Origin of the sequence: Bacillus sp. FSL K6-2841, assembly GCF_037976435.1 — a bacterium.
Taxonomy (GTDB): Bacteria; Bacillota; Bacilli; order Bacillales; family Bacillaceae; genus Bacillus; species Bacillus pumilus.
Genome location: NZ_CP150266.1, coordinates 1,028,268 through 1,051,508, shown reverse-complemented (window position 1 = coordinate 1,051,508; position 23,241 = coordinate 1,028,268). Strand labels below are relative to the sequence as shown.

Below are 23,241 nucleotides of genomic sequence, written 5' to 3'. Positions count from 1 at the left end.
CGCTTTTTCAAGGCACGGTATACTAAACCGGCTCATTGTTCAAAAAATCGCCGAATATTAACGTCCAAAAGCCTCTGGCTTGACATATGGACTGCCTTCTCCTTCTTCTTGCGTTTGGGTATTATACGGAACCACCTTATACGCCGCATCTGAAAACACATTGGCATACGGCATTGTATAGCTATTTGTGCCTGTCACTGAGTCAATCAGCGTCTCGTTTCCATTCCTCTTTTCATAAATACGGTATTCAACTCGTTTATCCTCCTGTTTGTCCCAAGACAGCTCTAATGTAAACAATCCTTTGATTTTAAACGCATAGCGGGCTTCAAATCCTGATAGTCCTTCTAAATGAATTGGCGCTTGAAGTTCTTTAATCCCCTCTGGTTTTTTAAACGTTTCATTCGTCATTCGGGCCGCCGTTAAAATATCCTTAAACAGCTGCACTGGATATTGACTTCCGCCAGTTAAGTAGTGACTGTTATCGGTTTTGTCATACCCCATCCAGATCGCACCCGTTGTACTCGGCGTATAGCCGGCAAACCAAGCATCTTTTGTTGCACCCTTCACACCTGAATATGTGGTTGTGCCAGTTTTACCAACTAAATCTCCAGCATATGAACCGCTTTGGGCTGTTCCGCCTTTGACGACTTGCTGCAGCATTCTTGTCATATTCCAAGCATTCTGCACGCTAAACACTCGTTCTGGCTTACTGCTATTTTTCTTTACCGTTTCTCCTTCATCATTGGTGATTTTCTGAATGAAGAAAGGCTTTTTATATACACCTTCGTTTGCAAATGTATGGAAAGCTCCCGCGATTTGAAGTGGAGAAACCCCTTTTTCTAAACCGCCAAGGGCTATCGCAAGTCCTTGATCCGAAATATCGATTCCCATTTTCTCGAGATATGTTTTCGAAGTATCAATACCAAGCTGGCTTAATGTCCACACCGCTGCTGTATTCTTACTTTTCATGAGGGCCTCCACCATCGTGACCTTGCCTTCATACTGCCCATCGTAATTCTTTGGTGAATAGCCGTCATAGCTTTTTTCTTCGTCTTCAAGCAGGGAATAAGGTCGGAATTTTTTCTCCTGCAGCGCAGGCCCATATACCGCGATCGGCTTGAAAACAGATCCAGGCTGTCTAACAGCGGTCACCCTGTTATAGCCCCTTGCTTGATATTCTCGTCCTCCGATTGCTGCTTTAACTCCTCCAGACTCATTATCAATAAAGATGGCACTGCTTTCAGGAGAACCGCTTTTTCCCGGGAAATAACGGTTGTTTTTCATCGCATCGTAGGTGACCTTTTGCAGATTCATATCAATCGGAACTGTTATGGTATAACCACCTTGAAGCAATTGTTCATGTGAAATGGAATACTCTGATTCTGCTTCCTTAATGATAAGATCGACATAGCTGTCCACCCAAGGCGTTTCTGATTTCTTTTTCAAATGAATGCCTAATGTTCTCCCTTTTGCTTCTACTGTTTCGGTTGATGATAAATACCCTTGCTCATTCATTAAGTTCAGGATCGTATCCCGTCTTTGTTTATTTTTATCAGGGTGTAAAACAGGCGAGTAAGTAGACGGCGCCTTTGGCATCGCAGCGAGTGTCGCCCCTTCACTGACAGTTAAATCTTTCACATCTTTACTAAAGTAATAATTGGCTGCTGCCTGAATACCGTAGACGCCATGACCGAAGTAAAGCTGATTCAAGTACATTTCGAGCAGCTTATCCTTTGAATAATCTCTTTCTAAATTAATCGCAATGATGACTTCTTTTGTTTTCCGCAAAAAGGTTTTGTCATTTGTGAGAAAAATATTTTTTGCGAGCTGCTGAGTAATTGTACTGCCGCCCTCTACCTTTCCACCTGCTAATATATCTCGATAAACCGCCCTTGAAATTGACTGCGCATCTATTCCATGATGCTCATAAAACCGCTTGTCCTCGACAGATACAAAGGCTTTTGCTACTTTATCGGGTACATCCTTTATTGACACGGGGTCCCGATTTTCTGAATACATACTTGTGAGTTCTTTTCCATTCTGATCAATGATTTGAGATGAAGCGTGAAATACAAGCTTCTTTTCATCTATGACATAATGTCCTAAAAATAAAATGGTCAGATAGCCAATAAATGAAAGTACGATGGTACTTCCTGCAATGACTAATGGAATGATTATCTTCTTTTTCTTCAAATTAGGTCACCTCATTCCTTTATACGGATAGTATGGGATGTATTGCTTCATAATATGTTTTATGGATTGACTACCAAAGAATTATATATCATTCTTTTGTTATACTATCAAGCGGGAGGCGGTTTAGATGAATGTCTATATAACATATGGAACAGCAGATTTCTTGCATAAAATCGCAAAAAAACACGATCAGGAAAATCTGCTTTATATGGTCGGAAAAGAACAAGCAGCTCTTTTTCATGAGACGGAGGGTGAGACTGTTTTTAAAGCCCCTCATGCCTATGATGTGATTTATGCAAAAGGTGAGCTTGTCCATACTGGCTTCGTCACCTTGAATCATATCCCTGTGAAGCTTGAAAGCAGGGCACTGTTTGAATCTACTTTCAAGAAGAAGACGAACATCTCAGAACATCAGCGGGGCTTCAAGGCTCTTCGAGTGTTAAGGCCGAAAAAAGATGAAGAAGTTTATTTAATTATGACGCTTTGGGAATCAGAGGACTTATTTGAAGACTTTCAAGAATCAGAAGCATTCTTTCAGCCAAACGATGATACTGGCTCCATCTTCTCACGTCCTGCTTATCTCACATCCTATCATGCCGTTACAGACAATTAAGGAAGTGCTGCTCTCAGCACTTCTTTTTTCATGAAAAAAAGCCCAATCGCTGGGCTTTTCATTTTAACGTCGTGATGTCAGCTCGTACCGATGTATGATCGGCTGAAATACATAGAAATTCAATAGGAGCCATCCTAATAAGATCGGCCACTTCAACATAGGCGATGCCCCTTTCAATTGAATGAGCATCACCAATAGCGGAATCAAGCAGATCATGAAAAAACTCATTTTCGATACAAAGGTTTCTTTGATTTGATGCCGACAGCTTGGACACATCATCATTCTCGTATGTGATAAATGAAACTTTTCAACGAAAGAAAACACTTTTGAACAATTTGGGCAGCTTCCCAATACAATTCCTCCCTTTCCCCGCTTCATAGCAACTTCGACTTATTATGTCAAATGACCTTTTGATGCGCAGACGACATCCTCTTCTGTTGAAAGATTCTAACAATTACCATACAATCAGTAAAAGAGTATGAAGGAGGTTTTCAAATCAATGACAATTTCTACTTTACAAAAAAGCATCAATGAACGTCTTGATGAACATTATGAGGAAATGGTTGAAATTAGACGCCATCTCCACATGAATCCTGAACTTTCTTTCCAGGAAGAAGAAACAGCCGCTTTCATCGCCAGCTACTACGACAGATTACATATACCAACACGTACACAGGTGGGCGGCCATGGTGTACTCGCCTTTATCGAAGGAGCTTCTCCGGGACCGGCGATTGCCCTCAGGGCTGATTTCGATGCGCTTCCTATCCATGATGAAAAGGAAGTGCCTTACAAGTCGACAAAGCCCGGTGTAATGCATGCATGCGGGCACGATGGGCACACAGCGACACTACTTGTCTTAGCGAAAATTTTGAATGAGCACCGTGATCAATTAAAAGGGAAAATCGTCCTCATTCATCAGCACGCAGAAGAATATGCGCCAGGCGGCGCAAAACCAATGATCGAAGACGGCTGCTTAGACGGTGTCGATGTCATATTCGGGACACATCTTTGGTCACCAGAGCCTTGTGGCACGGTTCTTTATAAAAGCGGGAACTTTATGGCAGCTGCCGACCGCTTCTCTATCCGAGTTCAGGGGAAAGGCGGACACGGCGCCCAGCCTCACTTAACGAAAGATGCTGTCCTTATCGGTTCACAAATCGTCGCAAACTTGCAGCAAGTCGTAGCCCGTAAAGTCAATCCAGTTGATTCTGCTGTTGTATCTGTTGGAGGTTTTGTGGCAGAGAATGCTTTTAACGTCATTGCAGATTCAGCAGTTTTAACTGGTACTGCACGATCCTTCGAAGAAAGTGCACGACACACCATCGAACGAGAAATTGAACAGGTTGTAAAAGGGGTGTGCGACATGCATGATGCCGGCTACACATATGAATATGTAAGAGGATACCCTGCTGTCAAAAATCATCCAAAGCCGACTGAATTTATTGCTGACATCGCAAAACAAACAGATGGTGTCACAGAAGTAAAAGAAGCCGAAACCCAAATGGGTGGAGAAGATTTTGCTTACTACCTTCAGCATGTCCCTGGTACCTTCTTTTACACAGGCGCCATGCCGGAAAACAGCGAAGACGTGTATCCCCATCACCACCCGAAGTTTGATATCAACGAAAAAGCAATGCCTATCGCAGCAAAGGTACTCGCCCGTGCCGTCCTTTCCTACGATGAATAAAAAAAGCCGCTGGCAAACAGCGGCTTTTCTATTTCATTTCTCTCAACACCCGTAAGTGAAACACATGACGAGCGACATCTCCGAGTTGTCCTGTCAGATGATGATTTGCTACACCGCCAACAGCGGCTCCGACGATCGGCATTAATTGAAACAGCTTCACTAGGTCAATGTAATCTCGATACTCCTGCTGAAAGCTGTACCAATCCATTTTCTCGCGGCTCGTTTCCCAATCATCTATGATGCTCATCATTTTTTGACGATGCGCACTACCGGAAAAGGCAAGTTGAAATATACAGAGCAAAAAGAGTCTTTCCTCTTTTTGAGACAAATCAAAGCCATAAATACATGCCAGTTCATAAAGACATTTCATCTTGATGCTAAGCAGCAGCGGAAAGTCTGCCATACCGAGCAAAATACCACCTGCACCTGTTCCAATTCCTTCGATCGCAGCTGCCTTTTGATAGTACTTCACTTTCTCCTTTGCCAGTTCATTCCGCTCAATGATGGTTAATTGCTCATCAATGACTGAAAATGAAGTGAAGTGAGATCCTGATACGGTGGATTCAACCATTGTTTTGACCGCACTTGTGATGACTTGATGAAACTTGGCAGGGATTCGTCGGTTCACCTGCTGCTGAACTCCTTTTGAAAAGCGTTCGATCTTTGATGGTTTTCTTAAAAAACGCGTTTGAAAAAGAATGGCTTCTTCATATAACTCCCGTTCAGCTGCATTCATCCGTTCCCCTCCTTGATGTCATCATACGCTTGCGGTCAGAAACATATCTCTTCTTATCTCATCTTTTTCAATCGACTGAGTACGTAAGGCTTGAAGAGGACAAGTACAAATGCCAGTGAAATCAGAAGGGCAAGTCCACTTCCCTGCCATCCTCCTGCCGGTAGTACTGAACAACTGAGCACAATCGATTGGATGATGAGCACGTTACGGACGAGAATAAAAAAGCTCCGATCCTTTTCTTGATGAGTAACTGGATAAAGTGCCTGTAATGAAAGATGGGCAAAGTGCTTCGTTAACGGCACAAGCTGGACACCTGTGATAAACACGGTGAACAAGACAAGCAGTGCGCCCACCCAGCCTGCTGCACCTGTATACAAAATAATCAGCACAAACACGGCTGTTAGCCTAAACACGAGACCAAAATAGTCATTTGATCGTAAGAATGCCCTCACATACATGTAAGAAAAAGTTTTACGCTGGTCATACGGAACAAACTGCAAAAGCCAGTCCATATAGGCTCTTCTTTTCACCTGTTTCTTTAAATGAGGCACATCTGTAAATAAGTTTGCCAAACGATAAAAACGCTGTTTTCGTTTTAATTCGTCAGAAATATGCAATTCCCATTGAAAAGGCTGCTTTTTGACTGCATTTGTTAAGTAAACAAGATAGACACCATAGATCAGATAAAAAAAGATTGCGATTGCATAGGATGCCTGTAAAACGGTATAGATTAAAATCATATTCAATAGAAAACGAAGGACTGCATCAAGCCATCTCATCTGTTTTCCTTGAAAATACGTCATTCTCCATTGAATCGCTGTATTCAGACCCTTAATCAAAATCATTTGCGCCAATATAAGCACATACATCTTGATGCCGCCTGAGGACACTGCCGAATAAAGCGGGAGTGCGACAATGGATACGGCAATGAGAGGAAACAGCTGAGAAATGAAGCTAAAGTTAAAAGCTTGTTTTAAATAAGACTCCATCTTCCCTTCCAAAGGAAGCAAAAACACGAGATCTGCTTCTTTGATCAACGTCCGCACGTAAGAGCTTGTCAGCACCAATGAGAAAACAACTGCCATGACCCAGTAGGAAGGAAAATGAGCTGGAATTTGTTTGAGCCAGTTACTATACCAGCTCGCTCCGCCTGCAAGGAAAAAAATGAGCACAATGACAAGATGATCATTGAACATGTATTTTAAATATTTTCTTGTATCTTGTATGTGTTCCTCTAATCGGGATTTCCAAATGCTTTGCGTCGTTTTACTCATAGCTTTCTTCCTTTGTTAATTCCAAATAAAGATCATCGAGTGTCGCATCTCTCATATTGAACTGTTCTCTCAGCTCTGTCAGTGTTCCTTTCGCTCTGATTTCCCCTTCGTGCAAAATAATAAAGGAATCACAATAGCGTTCTGCTGTCGCCAAGATATGCGTTGACATCAGGACACTAGCGCCGTTTTTCTTTGCAGCATTCATCCGTTCAAGCAGTGCATTGATGGCAAGAGGATCAAGACCTAAGAACGGTTCATCAATGATATACAGTTCTGGTTCAACAAGAAATGCACACATAATCATGACCTTCTGCTTCATTCCTTTTGAAAAATGAGCAGGGAACCACTTCAAACGTTTCTCCATTCGAAATTCTTTCAGCAATGACGGCAGCCGTTCATCTAATTGTTCTTTTGATAGCCCATAAGCCATCGCTGTCAGCTCTAAATGCTCTTTTAAAGTTAATTCTTCATATAATACAGGTGTTTCTGGAATAAACGTAAACTGCGAGCGATACGCCTCTTGATCCTCTTGAAGGGTTCGTCCATTCAATTCAATAACACCTTTATGCGGTTTCATGAGTCCAATGATATGGCGAATGGTTGTACTTTTCCCCGCCCCGTTTAAACCGATGAGACCGACGATTTGATTTCTTTCTAATTCAAATGAGATATTTTTTAGAACGGGATTCTTCGTATATCCACCCGTTACATCTTTTACAGTGAGAAGGGACATGAATTCGTTCCTTTCTTTCGTTTTTCCTTTATAGTAACAAAAATGAAAGGTAATTTGAAATGTTTACCTATAGACAAGTCCTGAATAAAAAATAGGCGTCTTGGTCATCATAATGTATGTAGAAGAAATGAACTTGATGACCAATAAGTAAATGAGGTGTTTGTTAAAGGCAAAGAACCGCATGACAAGTTGGTTTTTCATCTAAAAACCTTAGCTTCTGTTTTGCTTCACTGATTCTTGATTTTTGTGTCCTATACAATATGTATACGACAAACCAAAACGTCAAATGAGGTGTTTACGGCAGAAATAGCAGGCATATGAATTCTTTATTTCAGTAAATAGAGAATTCAAAAGGCATATCGAATGAAAGCATCAGCATTTCTTCTGCAGGAGCAGGATGAGCGACCAAAGGAGTTCGCTTATCCTGTTTTCTTTTTTGCTCATTTTTGTGATACGATGAAGGAAAATGAATGAGGAGTGACATGACGTGAGCGATTGTATTTTTTGCAAGATCATTGATGGAGACATTCCATGTGCAAAAGTATATGAAGACGAGCATGTATTGGCTTTTCTAGATATTAGCCAAGTAACAAAAGGGCATACCCTTGTAATCCCGAAAATACATAAAGAAAACATCTACGAAATGACACCAGAAGTGTCTAATCACTACTTCCAAGCGATTCCGAAAATTGCAAGAGCCATCAAACAGGAATTTGAACCCATTGGATTAAACCTTTTAAACAACAACGGCGAAAAAGCTGGACAATCTGTGTTCCATTACCATATGCATATCATTCCGCGTTACGGCAAAGGCGATGGCTTTGGTGCCGTATGGAAATCACATCAAGATCAATACACGTCAGAGGATTTAAAAGACATTTCTTCTGCCATCCATACTCGCCTTACCTCATCTTAATAGATGAGGTTTTTCTCATTTCTGCCCCCTCTTTTTATCCCCTTCATTTCTTAATAGTAAGATATTTAGAACGATTCAAATTTTTTGTCCAATTGCTTCAAATTTGTGATAGGATGGTTTTATCTTTTGATCCATTAACGCGAGAAATAGGGAGAGATTGTGATGAAGCGAACGACGAATTTTAATGCTGGTCCGGCGGCACTGCCGCTAGAAGTGCTTCAAAAAGCACAGGAAGAACTTGTTGATTTTAAACAAACTGGAATGTCTGTGATGGAGCTGTCTCATCGCAGCAGTGAATATGAAGAAGTCCACAATAAGGCAAAAGCACTGTTGGTGGAACTGATGGACATTCCTGAAGATTATGAAGTCCTCTTTTTACAGGGCGGAGCTAGCCTTCAATTTGCGATGATTCCTATGAACTTCTTACATGAAGGCGAAACGGCTCATTTCATTCAAACAGGCGCTTGGTCAGAAAAAGCATTATCAGAAGCAAAAGGGTTTGGTGAAACATCTGTGTTTGCTTCAAGTGAAGACAACAACTACTCGTATATTCCAGAAGTAGATGCCTCCGATTTAACAGATGGCGCTTACTTACACATCACATCAAACAATACGATCTTCGGCACTCAGTGGAAAACGTTCCCTGGTACATCATTACCGCTCATTGCGGATATGTCCAGTGATATTCTCAGCAAAAAAATCGATGTTTCTCAATTTGATCTCATTTATGCTGGGGCACAAAAAAACTTAGGGCCTTCTGGTATCACGATTGTGATCGCGCGCAAACGTTTATTAGAAAAAGAGAAAAGCAGCACACCGAAAATATTAAAATATTCAACACACGCAAAAGCTGGCTCTCTTTATCACACACCACCGACTTTTGCGATTTATATGCTGTCTCTTGTCCTTGACCATGTCAAACAGGCTGGCGGTGTAGAAGCAGCGGAAAAACGCAATGAACAAAAAGCAGGCATTCTCTATGACACAATTGATCAAAGCGGCGGTTTTTACAAAGGACACGCACGCACTGACAGCCGGTCGCATATGAATATCACGTTTACCCTTCGTGATGATGCGCTCACTGCTTCCTTTGTAGAGAAAGCAAAGCAGGAACAAATGGTTGGACTTGCCGGCCACCGTTCTGTCGGTGGATGCAGAGCTTCTATTTACAATGCAGTATCGATTGAAGACTGCCAAAAGCTTGCGGACTTTATGAAAAAGTTCCAGCAAGAAAATGAGTGAAAAAGCTTTTCTATAGAGAAATAAATTTGTTATAATAACGAGAAATATAAAGTGATGACTCTTGCAATAAATGATGAGCCATATTATTGGAGAGTTCTAAGAGCTTAGCAGAGGAGAGCATAGAAATGAAAACAAAAGAATTAGTGATTATGTCATTGCTTGCAGCAATGGGAGCTGTTTTGCATACGATTTTCCCGCCCATCTTTTTCGGAATGAAACCTGATATGATGCTGGTCATGATGTTTTTAAGCATCATCCTTTTCCCAAAGGTACAGCATGTAGTGGTTATTGCCCTCGTAACTGGCGCCATTTCTGCATTAACAACAGGTTTCCCAGGCGGACAAATTCCAAATATGATTGATAAACCAGTGACAGCCTTTATCTTCTTAGCCCTTTTCCTATCTTGCATGAAGATAAAGAACAAAGTAGTGCTGACCGCTGTGTTAACTGCGATTGGAACCATCGTATCCGGCGTGATTTTCTTATCTGCCGCATTACTGATCACTGGACTGCCAGCTGCATTACCGGCACTTCTTGTAGGCGTCGTCCTGCCAGCAGCCGTGATTAATACCATTGCCATGGTATTTGTCTTCCCAATTGCACAGTCCATTCTCAGACGTGCAAGAATGATAGAAGTTGCTTAACGAATAATCGAACCTCTTCATAATAGATGAAGAGGTTTTTTTCATGCTTTTATAAAAGAAAAAGGGTTAGCAGCAAAATGAGGAGCGAAATTCCTGCACCTGCCGCACACACAAGTGCTTTTTGCTTTAATACATGTTTTGGCGGATAAGACCCTGCATACCCCAGCTGTCTTGCATAATGAATAGAACCACCTGTAAAAACGACACCGATACACGTAAAAACGAACAGAAAGACAGACAACCTTCTCCCCTCCCTTTTCTTCAAAAGTATGCTAAAATAAAGCAAGCTATGTATGGAAGTTCAATGAAGCTGATCGTCAGCTCAGAGAGAACATGCGAATGTGTAAAATTTGACTAGAGGTGATTTGAATGGCTAGTGGACGTTCTTTATTAACAGGATTATTTGTAGGCGGTCTCCTCGGAGGTGCGGCAGTGCTCCTGACGACTCCCTCTTCTGGCAGAGATGTGCGCGGAAAGATGAAAGACGGCTATGACAAATTCGAAGATACGCTGACAAGATTAAAAAGAGATGGACAAGCTTTAAAAGAGCAAATTGTTGAAACAGCAAAAGAAAGCGCAGAGGTTATTAAAGAAGTCGGAACTGAATTACAAACATCGATTCAGCAATGGCGCGAAGAAATCAAACCTCATCAGCAGGATTTGCAAAAGGAAATTCAGGAAATTGAGGAAAAGCTCAAACAACTGGAGAAAACCTTACAAAACTAATATACTCAAGAAAAAATATTCGTTTACAAAAGTGTGCGGGGTGCGTATCCCGCACTTTTTTTGTTGAAAAAAGGTTATTTTGTCAATGTTTTTCATGAGTTTTAAAAATTCTTGAATTTTCAGCTTTATTAATCTTTATTTTATTGGCATAATAGAATTACAAGAAAAAGAGAAGTAGGTGAAATGGATGAATCATTCGGAACAGCCTTTCGATGTAAAAGAAGCACTTTTATTCAGTCAAAGAATGGCCCAATTGAGCAAAGCTCTTTGGAAATCCATTGAAAAGGACTGGCAGCAGTGGATCAAACCGTATAACCTAAATATCAATGAACATCATATTTTGTGGATTGCGTATCAATTAAAAGGAGCTTCAATATCAGAAATTGCAAAGTTTGGCGTCATGCATGTATCAACGGCGTTTAACTTCTCCAAGAAACTGGAGGAACGAGGATTTTTAAAATTTTCTAAAAAGTTAAACGATAAACGCAATACGTATATTGAGCTAACGCCAAAAGGCGAAGAGACATTCCATAAACTACTCGAAGATTATGACCCGGCACGAACTGGTATTGTCAAAGGCGCACAGCCGCTTCATGACATTTACGGAAAGTTCCCTGAGATTTTAGAAATGATGTGTATTATCCGAAACATCTATGGTGAGGACTTCATGGAGATTTTCGAGAAATCGTTTTCAAACATTGAGAAAGACTTTTTGAATGAGCGAGGAAAAGTCACGAAAAAACCTGAGGAACTTGAAGACTCAGCTGATGCAGCAGAAAAAGCGGCTAAAGCAAATCAAATTGTTTAATGATCTTTATAAATTCATTCATTAACGGCTGAAACAGCCCTTGATCATGCAATGCAAATATCGTCTCATGCACATCCAGCTTTTCAATTAACTGTCCTGCAAAAAGCGCAAGCATATCGTCAAACATGACGTAGCCTTGTGCTTTTTGCTTGTCCATTTCCTCTGAAAGCTCAGCACAAATACGCTCAATTTCCAGCGCCTCTTCTTTCGATACCCGCTGTCTGATCAATAATGCATAATATGGATAACGGCTCATATCGGTCGCCGTCAGCAAAAGTTCCATATAATATTCGAGCTGGCTCATTCGTTCCTCAATACTCATGTACGTTCCCTCTTTCTCTTAGTCTTTCTATTCTAGCCGAAATTACTCATTGACGAAAGAGACGAACCTCCCTCTTCTGTCTTTTTTTCTTGAAAAACCCAAAGTTTCCTCTCTTTATTCCATATGAAGGCAACATTTTATTTTTTTTCATGAAAACCATTGATTTTTATCCTCAGGAAGAGTAAATTATCTTGAGATATTCAATTAGTTTTTTAAGATTGGAAGGATGAAAAATGAATTGTTGGAAGACCATTAATCTTGAAAAGGATTATGGTTATACAAGACTGCTGATTTCAGCCATAAGTCTTGCTATACTTTTTTTCATTACGGCTTTTTTATGTTTTCAACTGACTCATCCTGAAACGAGACTAAGCAGTCACAACGCACCGCTTTTTGCTATGCTTTTACTTGTGACATTGCTCGTCCACCGTGTGGTTCACTTGATCCCAGTGATGAAAAACAAGAAAAAAATGACGCTATTTAAACGAAATTGCTGGCAGCGTGTGCCAAAGAACATCATGCTTTATTCACTTCTCAGTCCATTTTGTGTGATTTCACCGGTTTACTTTGTTTTAGGTGTGGCGCTTCCTATGTATGCACACTATTTTATCATCATCGCAAGTATTCATGCAGGCTATTGTTTGCCTGACTTTTTATTTGCATGGAAACTGCTTAAAGCACCTAAATCCTGCATCATCGATCAAGCCCAAGACGAGTTTGATATTTTAGTTGACCAAACATCCTCATCATGAGGTTTTTAAAGCCAACTTCTATCTTTTTCATAAAAAATTTGGTAATGTAGTATGGGAATAGCATAGAGAGGGGGGATCTCCGATAGTTTTATTTTACTTCATCGTCTTTGCCGCGTTTATTGTGTATTCAATAAACAGGCTTACTAATACATTATGCCTTGTCAGAGAGATTCCTGAAGAACGGCAAGATAAGGTGTTTCGCTTTATCAATGTATCGATACTGATCTTACTGATCTCATCATTTGTTGAAATTACCATATCTATTTAAGATCAAAGCAAAAGCTGCCAGTTTGAGGGCAGCTTTTTGTGTATATTGATTAATTAGCAAATCCAAGATGCACCGATAATGATCAATAAGATGAATAACACGACGACTAGTGCAAAACCGCCAGCGAAGACTTCTCCTCCCATGTAAAAACACCTCCTGCCAGTTCTTCCTCTGTTCTAAGCTCAGTGTATGCAATAAAATTGAAAACGTTTAGGCACCTGTCATCGTTTAAAAAAAGAACCGCCCGCACGCATGGCAGGACGGCTCCTTTCTGTCACAGCGATTTAATTAATAAAGATATGCTGCACCAACGATGATCAGCAAAATGAATAGCACGACCAATAAAGCAAATCCATTAGAATATCCTGCTCCCATATAATTCAGCCTCCTTTTTGTGATCACTATATGTGTATGTTGCGCGCAAATTTTTGACTAGACGAATGCCCTCCCATTTGCATTTCTTTTTACAGCGTGTCACAATATGTTATGATACAAGCAATGATAAATAAATTGGAAAGATTAGGAGTGTTTTTTGAATGAAAAAAATGGCTTTAGCAGCTGTAACAGCAGTTAGTGTTTTAACTCTTGGCGCATGCAGTAGCGGTGATAAAGATGTCATCGCAACAACAAAATCAGGAGATGTCACAAAAGAAGAGCTTTATACAACTCTTAAGAAACAAGCAGGTGGAGATGCTTTAAATCTACTTGTTCAACAAAAGGTTCTTGCTGACAAATACAAAGTATCTGATAAAGAAATTGATAAGAAAATGGAAGAATATAAAAAGACACTTGGTGAAGATCGTTTAAAACAACTTCAAGATGAATTCGGAAAAGATTACATCAAAGATCAAGTGAAATATGAGCTGCTGACTCAAAAGGCTGCCAAAGCTAACATCAAAATCACTGATAAAGAAGTAAAAGCGTATTACGATGACCTAAAAGGCAAAATCCGCGCAAGCCACATTTTAGTAGCTGATAAGAAAACAGCTGACGAAGTGGAAAAGAAATTAGATAAAGGTGAAAAATGGGATGCTGTTGTGTCTGAATATTCAACTGATACCGCTTCAGCTGCACAAGGCGGAGATGTAGGCTGGTTCGCAAAAGAAGGTCAAATGGACGAAAACTTCAGTAAAGCTGCATTCAAACTAAAAGTGAATGAAATCAGCAAACCAGTGAAATCACAATTCGGCTACCATATCATTAAAAAGACCGAGGAACGCGGTAAATACGATGACATGAAAGCAGACTTGAAAAAAGAACTAACTAATCAAAAACAAGCAGACACAAATGAAATCCAAACCATCTTAAACAAATTGGTGAAAGATGCAGATGTGAAAGTAAAAGATAAAGAGCTTGAAAACACGTTCAAAGAAAAGTCTCAACAACCCGCACAAAATCAACAAGGTCAATAATCACAAAAAACCCCCTCTGCAATGAACGTGCAGAGGGGGTTTTTTATGACCAGATTTAAGCAATCGAGTGATCTTCATGTGCCGACGTATCCTGGGATCTTTTCACTTGCTCCCCCTGACGTCTGCGCTCTCTTTCTTGCTCCATTCGCTCGATAAAAATTTCTCCTTCCTTTTCAATAAAGGATTGATCAATCTCTTGCTCCTCTTTGGCCGTTGTCATTAATTTATACGCACAGAAAATAATGCCAATGATACATGCATACACCCACCATGGAAAAAACAACATTTTTTCATCGCCTCCTTTTTTTCAGAACAGCTCTCTCTTCCCTTGTGTTACATGCTTATGCAAAGAGAAGACAAGTTATGAAAAAAACGCCCGCATAAGCGGACGTTTTGACATGGTTATTCGTGAAAGGTTGGTTTATAAAATGAACGATTCTCTAGCGCAAAAATACGTTCTGTATATTCTCCTGGCTTCACATGCTCAAGCGCACGATCCATCATATTCATCTTCGCATCTAAATTATCAATATAGTGGAGAATTTCGGCTTCCTTTACCATTGGTGGTTTTGGGCTACCCCACTCTCCTTTTCCGTGATGACTTAGGACTAAGTGCTGTAGAATCAGAATTTCTTCTGAATCAATGCCAAGCTCCTCAGCAGCTTTCGCAATTTCTGTCACCATAATCGAAATATGACCAATTAAATTCCCTTCCACCGTATAGGTGGTTGAGACTGGGCCTGAAAGCTCTTTGACTTTTCCTAAATCATGAAGAATGATGCCTGAATATAAAAGATCTCGATCTAAAGATGGATATAGATCAACAATTGATTTAGCCAAATGCAGCATAGACACCACGTGATAAGCAAGACCAGAGACAAATTCGTGATGGTTTTTTGTCGCTGCTGGATAGTCAGCGAATTCCTGTCCATATTTTTTTAGCAAATGTCTTGTGACACGCTGTATATTAGGGTTTTTCATATCAAAAATATATTGCATAATCGTATCCATCATATCATGCTTTGGAATAGGAGCTGTTTCGAGAAAATCATCGATTCGAATTTGCTCATTTTCAGCAACAGGGCGTATATTCCTAAGTTTCAGCTGATTCCTCCCGCGATAATGATGAATATCGCCTACTACCTTCACAATGGTTTGTGCGGCATAGGTTTGTTCATCATTCTGCTTCGCATCCCATAGTTTCGCCTCAATATCTCCACTTTGATCTTGAAGAATTAACGTTAAAAATGGTTTGCCATTACTCGCAATCCCTTTAGTAGATGATTTAATTAATAAATGCAGGTCAACTTGTTCGCCGACATCATAGGTCATGATCCCTTTAGCCATTCAATAAAAGCTCCTTCCATGTTTCTGCTCATATAAGTATAACATAAGTCATTATTTGTCAATCATTCCACTGCTAAACTCGTAACCTGTCCATCTTCTGCCGCTTGCTTCATATGCTCATGACAGGTGAAATAAAACAGCTGTGTTTCAAAACGTGTGAGTTCGTTCATCATCTCCAGCACTCTGCCTAAACGCACGTGATCGAAATGAACAAAGCTGTCATCCATCATAAACGGAAGCTGACAATCTTGCTGATGAGACAAAGCAAGCGCAAAACGAATCGCTAGATAGATCTGTTCACACGTTGCCTGTGAAAGCTCCTCTGGACGGAATAATCGTCCATCCATTCTTTTCACCATCAGCAAATCATCTTCAGGTGAAAATAAAATTGCTTCATAACGATCATTTGTTAACGGTTGAATAAAACTAGAGGCTGTTTGAAGCAATGCAGGCAGCCTTGTTTCTTTATGCTCATTCAATTTTTCTCGTATGACGGAGCGGACAAGCTGAATGGCCGCCCATTTTTTTGCGAGGTGCTTCGCATGCTCCTGCTCTGCGGCAAGCTGATGAGTCAAATCAGACACCGTTCCAGAAGCTTCTATTTGCCGGATTTCCACTGCTAGTTCTGCTAAACGCTTTTCAAGATTCTCCGCATTCAATTGAATGTCATGAAGGTGCTGCTTTGCTTCTGCACACTCCTCCTCAAGGAGAAGTAGTCCTTTGCGACTAATCCATTCCTCCTCATCAAAACAACCGCTTCTATGAAGCTCTTGATTCAGCTGCTGCAGCTCCAAAAGCCGTTCCCGGTATTCTTTCGATAGATGAGAAAGTACTTGGTAATCTTCTTTGGACTCTGCTTCTACTTGATGAAAAAGCTCATCAGTTTGTTTTTCGTAATATTGAATTTCACTTTCTAGTGTCGCGAGCTGCTGCATCGCATGTTGAATGGATACATGTAATGTTTGACGTTCTTTTTCTCTTTTCGCCTCATCTTCCAATATCTCTTGAAAGGCTGAAATATTCTCCTGAATAGTTCCTTCTTTTTTTTGAAGAATACTGGTTAACGCTGAAACCTTGCGCTCATAAATCGATTGCTGATCGGAGAGTTCTTCTATTTCACGCTGAAGCTCCTCATATGCCGCTGTATTGATTTTTAATTGTTTTAGAATATGGAAGGCCTCTACTAGGAAAGAAAGCTCAGACGACAAGCCAAGCTGTCTCTTCTTTTCCTCTACTTGCTGCTGGACAGGCTCCAGCTCTAGCTCCCAGTCTTCATATTGCCGGATGATTCTTTCGTACAGCAGCTCCTTCTGCCTCATAAGTGTTTCAGCTGAAGCTGCCTGCACTTGAAAGGAATCTAAGGCGGCTTCGCCGTTTCTTTGTTTCATAGGGCTCATTTGACTGGATGAGTAAATGACAAAGAAGAGAAAAACAGAAAATCCCGCAAACGAGAGCGTGATCCACCACTCTGTTAAAAAGAATAGAACAAACAGAAACACCACATCAAATGCGATCAAGCCTCGGAATAACAACGCCAGGGAATAAACCCGTTTCTTTTTCGACCTTGTCTCCTTCGCATCATCTTCTGCTCCGTGCAGTCTCACTTCTTGTTCCTTTAATCCTTTTAGCGCGGCTTCTGCTTCGTCCAGCTCATGTCTTGCGTGATCAAATCGTTCATCTAACTGCGCTTTTCGGTCCATGAGACGAACGTATTGAGTGACAATCTCCTTTAATTCCCACTCGAATTCAAGCGAATCGTCGATTTGTTCGAGCTTTATCGGGCGCTCCCACTTTAACTTTGCGACCGCTTCGTCTATTTTTTGTTTCAATGAATCACGATTTGCTTGACACTCTGCTATGCGCTTTTTCACAAGCTCAACATTAGATGCTTCATCTACGACTCGTTTCATCTCCATAAAGGTTTCCTTGTCATAAAGCGGTTGAACTTGTAAGAGTGAGGTTTGCAAATGATCTAACCTCTGTTTCAGTGCAGTCAATTGAGCCTTTTTCGGGTGAAGGTGTGATTCTAGTTTATCCAGCTCATGCTCAGTTTCTGCTCTAAAACGTTTGACTCGGTCTGGATAGCGGGCTAATTCCTTTTTCAACTCCACTTTTTTCTCAATCATGGGATACACTTGAATGGATTCAGTCAGTTTCTGAAGGTGTTCTTCCGCTTGCTTCATTTCATTTTGAAGCTTTTCGATCGTCTCCGTTAATTCAGAATGCTCCCGTTTCTTATCGATATAGCTGCCTTCTGCCAATCTCGCTTGTTTCAGCTGACCTGCCAGCTCTTTTAAGCGATCAAGCTGCTGATTTAATTCAGGTTTGCGGCCATTTGGTTTAAACAGCTGCTCCTGTTGCTTTAGCAGCCTGCTATCCATCTTGGTGGCTGCATCTGAGCCAAATAAACTTGAGAAAAGTAGAAATTCGCCTATCTGGTCCTGATTCAAGGCTTGGACATTTTGAAGTCCAAACACATCAAACGAATAGATTGATTGATATAATCTGCGATCCGTTCCCTTTAAAAGTGTTTGTAGAAAAGCTTCGTCTTTCACTTCACCATTCGGTAAAAACACCTGTGCTTGCCCACCGCGATCGGATGTTCTCTCAATATGAATGACGCCTAACTCGTCATCTTGGCAAGTGAGGGAACCACCATAAAAAGAACCCTGCTTCATCTTGTACATCTTGTTTTTCGGAAAACCAAATAACATCGATTCAATAAACGTTTTCAATGTCGTTTTCCCCGATTCATTCAGCCCGTAAACTAGCTGAAAACCGTCATCAGAAAAGTGAAAGGTCCGATTTGAAAATTTTCCAAAATGGGCGATATGGAGTGAACGTATTTTCATTGTGCCTCTCCTTTTCTCATAATTGCTTAAGCTGTTCTGTCAGCAGCCTTTGTGCTTCTTCTTTTATATCCACTTCATCCTCTTTTGTAAGAGCTTTTCCTGACTTTCTATAGGTTGGGTGACGCTTGATCGGTGATAGAAGCTCTTCATATGCCTCAAACTGTGAAATTTCAGCAGTGAGTTCCTTTAAAAAGGAATCTTCTGGATAGGCGACGTCCTCGTTTGTCTGGCAGTCAATCGATATCACCCAAACGAATACATCTTCATCTTCCTCCTGTTCATGAAGAACGGCCATCAGCTCCTCAAGCAACTCAAGCTGCGTATGCTCAAAGTAAGAAGGAGAATCACCCGTCAATTCAATTTTCACAAAATGAGGGACGCCTTCTTCTTTCAGTTCAATGATTTTGTTATCCACAAGTGTCACAAGATCCGTCATATGAACCGTCTCTGTGATGTCTATTTCAAGTGTCTCAAACATCACATCCGCACAGCTAATAAATTCCGCTGCCGCAGAATCCTCAGAGAGTTGAACAACGTAACAGCCTTTCTCTCCTGTTTCTTTTATATGTCTGCCCTGCATGTTACCAGGGTAAATAATCAACGGGTCTTCATGCAGAAGAGCTCTCTTATGTATATGTCCAAGCGCCCAATAATCGAAATCTCGGGAAAGGAGCTGCTCAAGCTGAAAAGGTGCATATGCGTCATGACCTTCTTGTCCAGCTAATGTACCGTGAAGCATCGCAATGTGATAGGCAGCATCTGTCTTTTTGACATAATGAGAGGTCATATTTTCATAAACAGCACGCTCTTTGTAGCTAAATCCATAAATACTTGCGACAAGCTGATCTCCTCTATAGTAGGATTGCTCACTTGGGGTACTGGTTGAAAAAACGTGCACATTCTCAGGCCACTCAATCGGTGTCCATTCACCGCCTAAATGATCATGATTACCATAAATAATAAAGACTTCAATCCCTTTGGTTTGCAGTCTTAAAAACTGATTTCTTAAAAACAGCTGTGCTTTCAGACTGCGGTTAGATTCATCAAATAAATCTCCGCTCAGCAGCACAAAGTCTACTGCTCGAGCAATGGCGAGATCAAACATATTCTTCGCACTTTGAAATGTACTTTCTTTGAGCCGCTTAAAGGGTAAGCTAGGGATATTCGACATTCCTGCAAATGGACTGTCTAAATGTAAATCTGCGGCATGAATAAAGGTAAGCTTAGTCAAACGTCTATCTCCTTGTCCGATACTGTCATTGTCCATATTTTATCATGCCATTTTTACGAATGCACGTTCTATCACTCTCATTCTAAAAAACACATTTTTAAGGGGTAAAAAAGAGGTTTTGTCTTATTCCTTGTTTAATTACATAGAAAAGCAGAGGAAAGGAAGATGAGGAATGGAGAAGACATACTTTTTAACTGTATTTGACCCGACAGGTGAGACTTTACTAAATGAAAAAATCACAACAGATAGTGATGAAAAGGCAAAGGAATTAGGTCGCCATCGCTTATTAGAACAGCAATACACGAAGCATTCTCATCGGCTCGTTGATGATGCAGGCAAGCTGCTTTTATTTGAACGTTAAAAAAGCCGGCATTCGCCGGCCTCACATTCGTTTATACATTCTGGAACACAGGTCGTCTTTTTTCTAAAAAGGCCTGAATGCCTTCCTTATGATCATGGCTTTGCCTCAGTCTAGCCTGTGCTGCCCTCTCCTTTTGAAGAACGGCTAGCAGCTGTGATTCTGACTGCTGGAAATAGATTCGCTTTGTCTCGATAAATGCTTGAAGCGGCATGTTCATAAACGGCTTCACACATACCTTTTGATGCGCATCGACTTCCTCTTGAAATACGCCGTCTGCAAGGCGCAGCTTTAGCGCTTCTTCAGCCGGAAGCTTTTGTCCGCTCCAAATCAATTGTTTCGCGGTTTGTTCACTGACTCTTTTTGTGAGGAAAAAGTGCCCTCCGCCATCTGGAATTAAACCTACTCCATTAAAATTCATGGCGAGCTTTGCATCTTGATGCATAAACAAGTAGTCACAGCTTAAAGCAAAGCTAAAAGCTAGGCCAGCCGCTGACCCGTGGACAAGGGCAATCGTCACTTTTTTCATACCTGCAAGAGAAAGCGTAATCCCCTCGATCAAATCCATCACATGATGGAAATCCTCTTCACTTTCTTGCTTAAGCATCATGCCAATATCTCCGCCTGCTGAAAACCCTTTTCCCGCACCCTTGATCACAACGACTTTTGCACTACTATCCTCCGCCGCATCACATGCCTCTTTGAATTCAGCAAACATCTCCACATGAAATGAATTGTAAGCATCCGGTCTATTGAAAACGATTTCAAAAATATCCCCGTCTAGCTGACAATTGATATATGTCATCATCCATCCCCCTTTTTTAAGCACATGACTTACTTCCATTTCAACCCGAATAATCCTTTTTCCTCTGCATAAAAAATTTCAGGATCAGTTGATACCAAAACAAGCATAATTGTTGAAACGAAAAATATATTTTTATATAGTAAATGAAGAAAGAAATTGATGGTGAAAGGGGGAGAATGGTTGATCAGGTGTTCCCTATTCATATTAGTTCATTTCATCGTCATGTTTTCTCCTTTTTCAAATGTCGTTTTTGATCCACAAGCAGAAGCGAGCACACCTAGTCTTATTTCTCCATCCATCTACGATGAAGAAATACACGCTGTGAAGACACCTCCATTTTCAAAAAAACATGCCTCTTCTATTCTATTAAAGGACAAATTATCACTGGCTGATTCAAAGATTTTTCTTCTAAAGCCTGCTCCATCAGCTGCGTTATCGATTGATCTATGTTTTTTGAAAATGAAGTGTGCGATCCCCATTATGTGTCAATCAAATTATCTATACTGATTCATTTTATTTCATCCGTATTCACTATATGAAAATCACAACCTATCATATTCGGAGGGATAAAATGAATATTAAAGAAAATGATCTTCCTGGGATCGGAAAGAAATTTGAAATTGAAACGAGAAATAGAGAAAAGATGACGATCGTGATTCATGATGATGGCAGACGGGAGATTTATCGTTTTGATGATGATGATCCAGATGAAGTGCTGTCCACCATTTCTCTCGATGATGCTGAATCACGGCAAATCGCTGCAATTATTGGCGGCATGGTATATAAACCACAGGCACTCGAAACCATTGAAATGGCCTTCAACGACTTGATGATTGAATGGTTTAAGGTGGAAAAAGAAGCAAAAGCGGTTGGATATACACTCGGTGATTTAGATGTGCGGCAAAACTATGAAGTCACCGTCATTGCGATCATAAAGCATACAAATGAAAAATTACTCAACCCTGGTGCCGAATCGATTATTGAAGCAAATGATACGCTGGTCATTTCAGGCGAAAGAAAACACTTAAAGCGATTGATACGTGATTTTCTTTCAAGAGGGGGAGAGTGATGAATGGATCATTTAGTCTTTGAAGTTGGGACGGCACTGATTCTCATCGCCATCGCCAGCTTAATCGCCAATAAAATGAAATTCTCAATCATCCCTTTCCTCATTGTCCTTGGTATGATCGTTGGTCCGCATGCTCCAACCATTGGGATCATTGATCTAAAATTTATTGAAAGCACCGACATTATTTCGTTTTTTGGCAGAATGGGCGTCTTGTTCCTTCTTTTCTACCTTGGACTTGAATTCTCTGCGGGAAAGCTCATTAAATCGGGCAAGTCCATTGCTGTCGGCGGATCTATATATATTTTGATTAACTTCAGCTTAGGACTGCTTTACGGCTTTATTACAGGGTTTGGGGTCCTCGAAGTTCTCATTATGGCAGGAGTTATCACGATTTCATCCAGTGCCATTGTGGCCAAAGTTCTTGTTGATTTGAAACGGACAGCGAATCCTGAAACTGAGTTAATTCTTGGGATCATCATGTTTGAGGATATTTTCCTCGCTGTTTATTTATCCGTCGTATCCGGTCTTGTCCTTGGAGATGCCACAACTGTTGGCGGTGCATTATTATCTATTTTCATTGCTTTTGGTTATATGATGCTTTTCTTTATCATTGCACGTAAGCTGCCGAAACGATTAAACAAGTTATTCGATATCCGTTCGAACGAAGTGTTCATCATTGTGATTTTTGCGGCTTTATTTTTTGTCGCAGGTTTCTCAGAGACGATCCATGTAGCAGAGGCCATTGGTGCTCTCTTACTTGGTCTTGTTTTCTCAGAAACAGAGCACGCTGACCGCATTGAACATCTTGTGGTACCATTTAGAGATTTCTTCGGGGCCATGTTTTTCTTCAGCTTCGGTCTCAGCATTGATCCATTTACATTAGGTGATGCATTTTGGCTTGCGATTGGCGCTGTGGTCCTCACCTTCATTGGGAATTTCACTGCTGGAATGTTCGCTGGGAGAAGAGCTGGATTTTCTCATAAAGCGTCTTCTAATATTGGTTTAACCATCGTATCACGCGGAGAGTTTTCAATTATTGTAGCCGAGCTCGGTATTGCGGGCGGACTTGCCGCTACCTTAAAGCCATTTGCTGCATTGTATGTCTTAATCCTTGCGATATTAGGTCCACTAGTGACGAAGGAATCTAAGCGAATCTATCAAATCCTAAACAAAGTGTTCAAATGGCAAACAGAAAAACCAAAAGCGAAAAAAGAAACGACAATCTAATGAAAAAGGGCCCTATGCTTGGGCCC

28 protein-coding genes are annotated in these 23,241 nt (G+C 40.8%); 14 read left to right on the top strand and 14 right to left on the bottom strand.

The window, feature by feature from the left end; genetic code table 11:
• Positions 1-57 precede the first annotated feature (57 nt).
• A complete protein-coding gene (locus MHH68_RS05135) occupies positions 58-2,193 on the bottom strand; it encodes a PBP1A family penicillin-binding protein (protein WP_339165421.1) in 2,136 nt (711 codons plus the stop codon).
• A gap of 127 nt (positions 2,194-2,320) precedes the next feature.
• Here MHH68_RS05135 and MHH68_RS05130 point away from each other — a divergent pair, with 127 nt between their 5' ends.
• Positions 2,321-2,806 (top strand): antibiotic biosynthesis monooxygenase, encoded by a 486-nt coding sequence (locus MHH68_RS05130; protein ID WP_144462436.1) that lies wholly within the window; start codon positions 2,321-2,323, stop codon positions 2,804-2,806.
• A gap of 63 nt (positions 2,807-2,869) precedes the next feature.
• On the opposite strand, the gene MHH68_RS05125 is transcribed toward MHH68_RS05130, so the two are convergent.
• On the bottom strand, positions 2,870-3,022 hold the full coding sequence (locus tag MHH68_RS05125) for a hypothetical protein (RefSeq protein ID WP_260850309.1): 153 nt from the start codon (positions 3,020-3,022) through the stop codon (positions 2,870-2,872).
• Between the two features lie 283 nt (positions 3,023-3,305).
• Here MHH68_RS05125 and MHH68_RS05120 point away from each other — a divergent pair, with 283 nt between their 5' ends.
• Positions 3,306-4,493 carry a M20 family metallopeptidase gene (locus MHH68_RS05120; RefSeq protein ID WP_144462440.1) on the top strand — a complete coding sequence of 396 codons (1,188 nt, stop codon included), beginning with the start codon at positions 3,306-3,308 and terminating at the stop codon, positions 4,491-4,493.
• A gap of 28 nt (positions 4,494-4,521) precedes the next feature.
• Here MHH68_RS05120 and MHH68_RS05115 read toward each other — a convergent pair whose 3' ends face one another.
• The 3 genes from MHH68_RS05115 to MHH68_RS05105 are packed head-to-tail and all read right to left on the bottom strand — an operon-like array spanning position 4,522 to position 7,236.
• Positions 4,522-5,229, bottom strand: coding sequence for an EcsC family protein (locus MHH68_RS05115; protein ID WP_144462442.1), 708 nt, complete (start codon positions 5,227-5,229; stop codon positions 4,522-4,524).
• Positions 5,230-5,282: 53 nt separating this feature from the next.
• A complete protein-coding gene (locus MHH68_RS05110; RefSeq protein WP_339165418.1) occupies positions 5,283-6,503 on the bottom strand; it encodes an ABC transporter permease in 1,221 nt (406 codons plus the stop codon).
• On the bottom strand, positions 6,496-7,236 hold the full coding sequence (locus MHH68_RS05105) for an ABC transporter ATP-binding protein (RefSeq protein WP_144462446.1): 741 nt from the start codon (positions 7,234-7,236) through the stop codon (positions 6,496-6,498). The genes MHH68_RS05110 and MHH68_RS05105 overlap by 8 nt, the downstream gene beginning before the upstream one ends.
• A gap of 487 nt (positions 7,237-7,723) precedes the next feature.
• Here MHH68_RS05105 and MHH68_RS05100 point away from each other — a divergent pair, with 487 nt between their 5' ends.
• The 3 genes from MHH68_RS05100 to MHH68_RS05090 all read left to right on the top strand — a co-directional run bounded on the left by MHH68_RS05100 (position 7,724) and on the right by MHH68_RS05090 (position 10,038).
• Positions 7,724-8,152: an HIT family protein gene (locus tag MHH68_RS05100; RefSeq protein WP_024425457.1), complete on the top strand. Its 429-nt coding sequence runs from the start codon at positions 7,724-7,726 to the stop codon at positions 8,150-8,152.
• A gap of 162 nt (positions 8,153-8,314) precedes the next feature.
• Complete coding sequence (gene serC, locus MHH68_RS05095; protein ID WP_144462448.1) at positions 8,315-9,394, top strand: 3-phosphoserine/phosphohydroxythreonine transaminase; 1,080 nt, start codon at positions 8,315-8,317, stop codon at positions 9,392-9,394.
• A 125-nt stretch (positions 9,395-9,519) separates the two neighbouring features.
• Complete coding sequence (locus MHH68_RS05090; RefSeq protein WP_003212065.1) at positions 9,520-10,038, top strand: tryptophan transporter; 519 nt, start codon at positions 9,520-9,522, stop codon at positions 10,036-10,038.
• A 49-nt stretch (positions 10,039-10,087) separates the two neighbouring features.
• Here MHH68_RS05090 and MHH68_RS05085 read toward each other — a convergent pair whose 3' ends face one another.
• Positions 10,088-10,279, bottom strand: a complete 192-nt coding sequence (locus MHH68_RS05085) for a hypothetical protein (RefSeq protein ID WP_003211362.1) — start codon at positions 10,277-10,279, stop codon at positions 10,088-10,090.
• Positions 10,280-10,407: 128 nt separating this feature from the next.
• On the opposite strand from MHH68_RS05085, the gene MHH68_RS05080 reads away from it, so the two are divergent.
• On the top strand, positions 10,408-10,764 hold the full coding sequence (locus MHH68_RS05080; protein WP_007497160.1) for a YtxH domain-containing protein: 357 nt from the start codon (positions 10,408-10,410) through the stop codon (positions 10,762-10,764).
• Positions 10,765-10,951: 187 nt separating this feature from the next.
• Positions 10,952-11,572, top strand: coding sequence for an HTH-type transcriptional regulator Hpr (locus MHH68_RS05075; protein ID WP_034663587.1), 621 nt, complete (start codon positions 10,952-10,954; stop codon positions 11,570-11,572).
• Here the strand turns inward: MHH68_RS05075 and MHH68_RS05070 are convergent.
• Positions 11,550-11,894: a YhaI family protein gene (locus MHH68_RS05070; RefSeq protein ID WP_058014395.1), complete on the bottom strand. Its 345-nt coding sequence runs from the start codon at positions 11,892-11,894 to the stop codon at positions 11,550-11,552. The genes MHH68_RS05075 and MHH68_RS05070 overlap by 23 nt on opposite strands.
• Before the next feature lie 233 nt (positions 11,895-12,127).
• Here MHH68_RS05070 and MHH68_RS05065 point away from each other — a divergent pair, with 233 nt between their 5' ends.
• Positions 12,128-12,646, top strand: coding sequence for a DUF3267 domain-containing protein (locus MHH68_RS05065; RefSeq protein WP_058014396.1), 519 nt, complete (start codon positions 12,128-12,130; stop codon positions 12,644-12,646).
• 82 nt (positions 12,647-12,728) lie between these two features.
• A complete protein-coding gene (locus MHH68_RS05060) occupies positions 12,729-12,914 on the top strand; it encodes a hypothetical protein (protein ID WP_072368131.1) in 186 nt (61 codons plus the stop codon).
• A 53-nt stretch (positions 12,915-12,967) separates the two neighbouring features.
• Here MHH68_RS05060 and MHH68_RS05055 read toward each other — a convergent pair whose 3' ends face one another.
• Both MHH68_RS05055 and MHH68_RS05050 read right to left on the bottom strand, forming a co-directional pair.
• Positions 12,968-13,057 (bottom strand): YjcZ family sporulation protein, encoded by a 90-nt coding sequence (locus MHH68_RS05055; protein ID WP_017360317.1) that lies wholly within the window; start codon positions 13,055-13,057, stop codon positions 12,968-12,970.
• Between the two features lie 145 nt (positions 13,058-13,202).
• Positions 13,203-13,289 carry a YjcZ family sporulation protein gene (locus MHH68_RS05050; protein ID WP_008361129.1) on the bottom strand — a complete coding sequence of 29 codons (87 nt, stop codon included), beginning with the start codon at positions 13,287-13,289 and terminating at the stop codon, positions 13,203-13,205.
• Between the two features lie 161 nt (positions 13,290-13,450).
• On the opposite strand from MHH68_RS05050, the gene MHH68_RS05045 reads away from it, so the two are divergent.
• Entirely contained in the window at positions 13,451-14,326 is an 876-nt protein-coding gene (locus tag MHH68_RS05045; protein ID WP_058014397.1) for a peptidylprolyl isomerase, read from the top strand.
• A gap of 55 nt (positions 14,327-14,381) precedes the next feature.
• On the opposite strand, the gene MHH68_RS05040 is transcribed toward MHH68_RS05045, so the two are convergent.
• The 4 genes from MHH68_RS05040 to MHH68_RS05025 all read right to left on the bottom strand — a co-directional run bounded on the left by MHH68_RS05040 (position 14,382) and on the right by MHH68_RS05025 (position 19,756).
• Positions 14,382-14,612 carry a sporulation YhaL family protein gene (locus tag MHH68_RS05040; protein WP_061407257.1) on the bottom strand — a complete coding sequence of 77 codons (231 nt, stop codon included), beginning with the start codon at positions 14,610-14,612 and terminating at the stop codon, positions 14,382-14,384.
• Between the two features lie 116 nt (positions 14,613-14,728).
• Positions 14,729-15,673, bottom strand: coding sequence for a 3'-5' exoribonuclease YhaM (gene yhaM, locus MHH68_RS05035; RefSeq protein WP_003211952.1), 945 nt, complete (start codon positions 15,671-15,673; stop codon positions 14,729-14,731).
• Between the two features lie 62 nt (positions 15,674-15,735).
• On the bottom strand, positions 15,736-18,525 hold the full coding sequence (locus tag MHH68_RS05030) for an AAA family ATPase (protein ID WP_339165412.1): 2,790 nt from the start codon (positions 18,523-18,525) through the stop codon (positions 15,736-15,738).
• Positions 18,526-18,541: 16 nt separating this feature from the next.
• Positions 18,542-19,756 carry a DNA repair exonuclease gene (locus MHH68_RS05025; RefSeq protein ID WP_339165410.1) on the bottom strand — a complete coding sequence of 405 codons (1,215 nt, stop codon included), beginning with the start codon at positions 19,754-19,756 and terminating at the stop codon, positions 18,542-18,544.
• A 172-nt stretch (positions 19,757-19,928) separates the two neighbouring features.
• Between MHH68_RS05025 and MHH68_RS05020 the strand changes: the two genes are divergently transcribed.
• On the top strand, positions 19,929-20,117 hold the full coding sequence (locus MHH68_RS05020; RefSeq protein WP_339165408.1) for a YhzD family protein: 189 nt from the start codon (positions 19,929-19,931) through the stop codon (positions 20,115-20,117).
• Between the two features lie 31 nt (positions 20,118-20,148).
• Here MHH68_RS05020 and MHH68_RS05015 read toward each other — a convergent pair whose 3' ends face one another.
• Positions 20,149-20,919 (bottom strand): enoyl-CoA hydratase, encoded by a 771-nt coding sequence (locus tag MHH68_RS05015; RefSeq protein ID WP_339165406.1) that lies wholly within the window; start codon positions 20,917-20,919, stop codon positions 20,149-20,151.
• Positions 20,920-21,099: 180 nt separating this feature from the next.
• Between MHH68_RS05015 and MHH68_RS05010 the strand changes: the two genes are divergently transcribed.
• The 3 genes from MHH68_RS05010 (at position 21,100) to MHH68_RS05000 (ending at position 23,215) form a co-directional block, all read left to right on the top strand.
• A complete protein-coding gene (locus MHH68_RS05010) occupies positions 21,100-21,426 on the top strand; it encodes a potassium:proton antiporter (protein WP_339165404.1) in 327 nt (108 codons plus the stop codon).
• A 64-nt stretch (positions 21,427-21,490) separates the two neighbouring features.
• On the top strand, positions 21,491-21,988 hold the full coding sequence (locus MHH68_RS05005) for a cation:proton antiporter regulatory subunit (protein WP_180309296.1): 498 nt from the start codon (positions 21,491-21,493) through the stop codon (positions 21,986-21,988).
• A gap of 3 nt (positions 21,989-21,991) precedes the next feature.
• Positions 21,992-23,215, top strand: a complete 1,224-nt coding sequence (locus tag MHH68_RS05000; protein ID WP_268466932.1) for a cation:proton antiporter — start codon at positions 21,992-21,994, stop codon at positions 23,213-23,215.
• Positions 23,216-23,241: the final 26 nt, after the last annotated feature.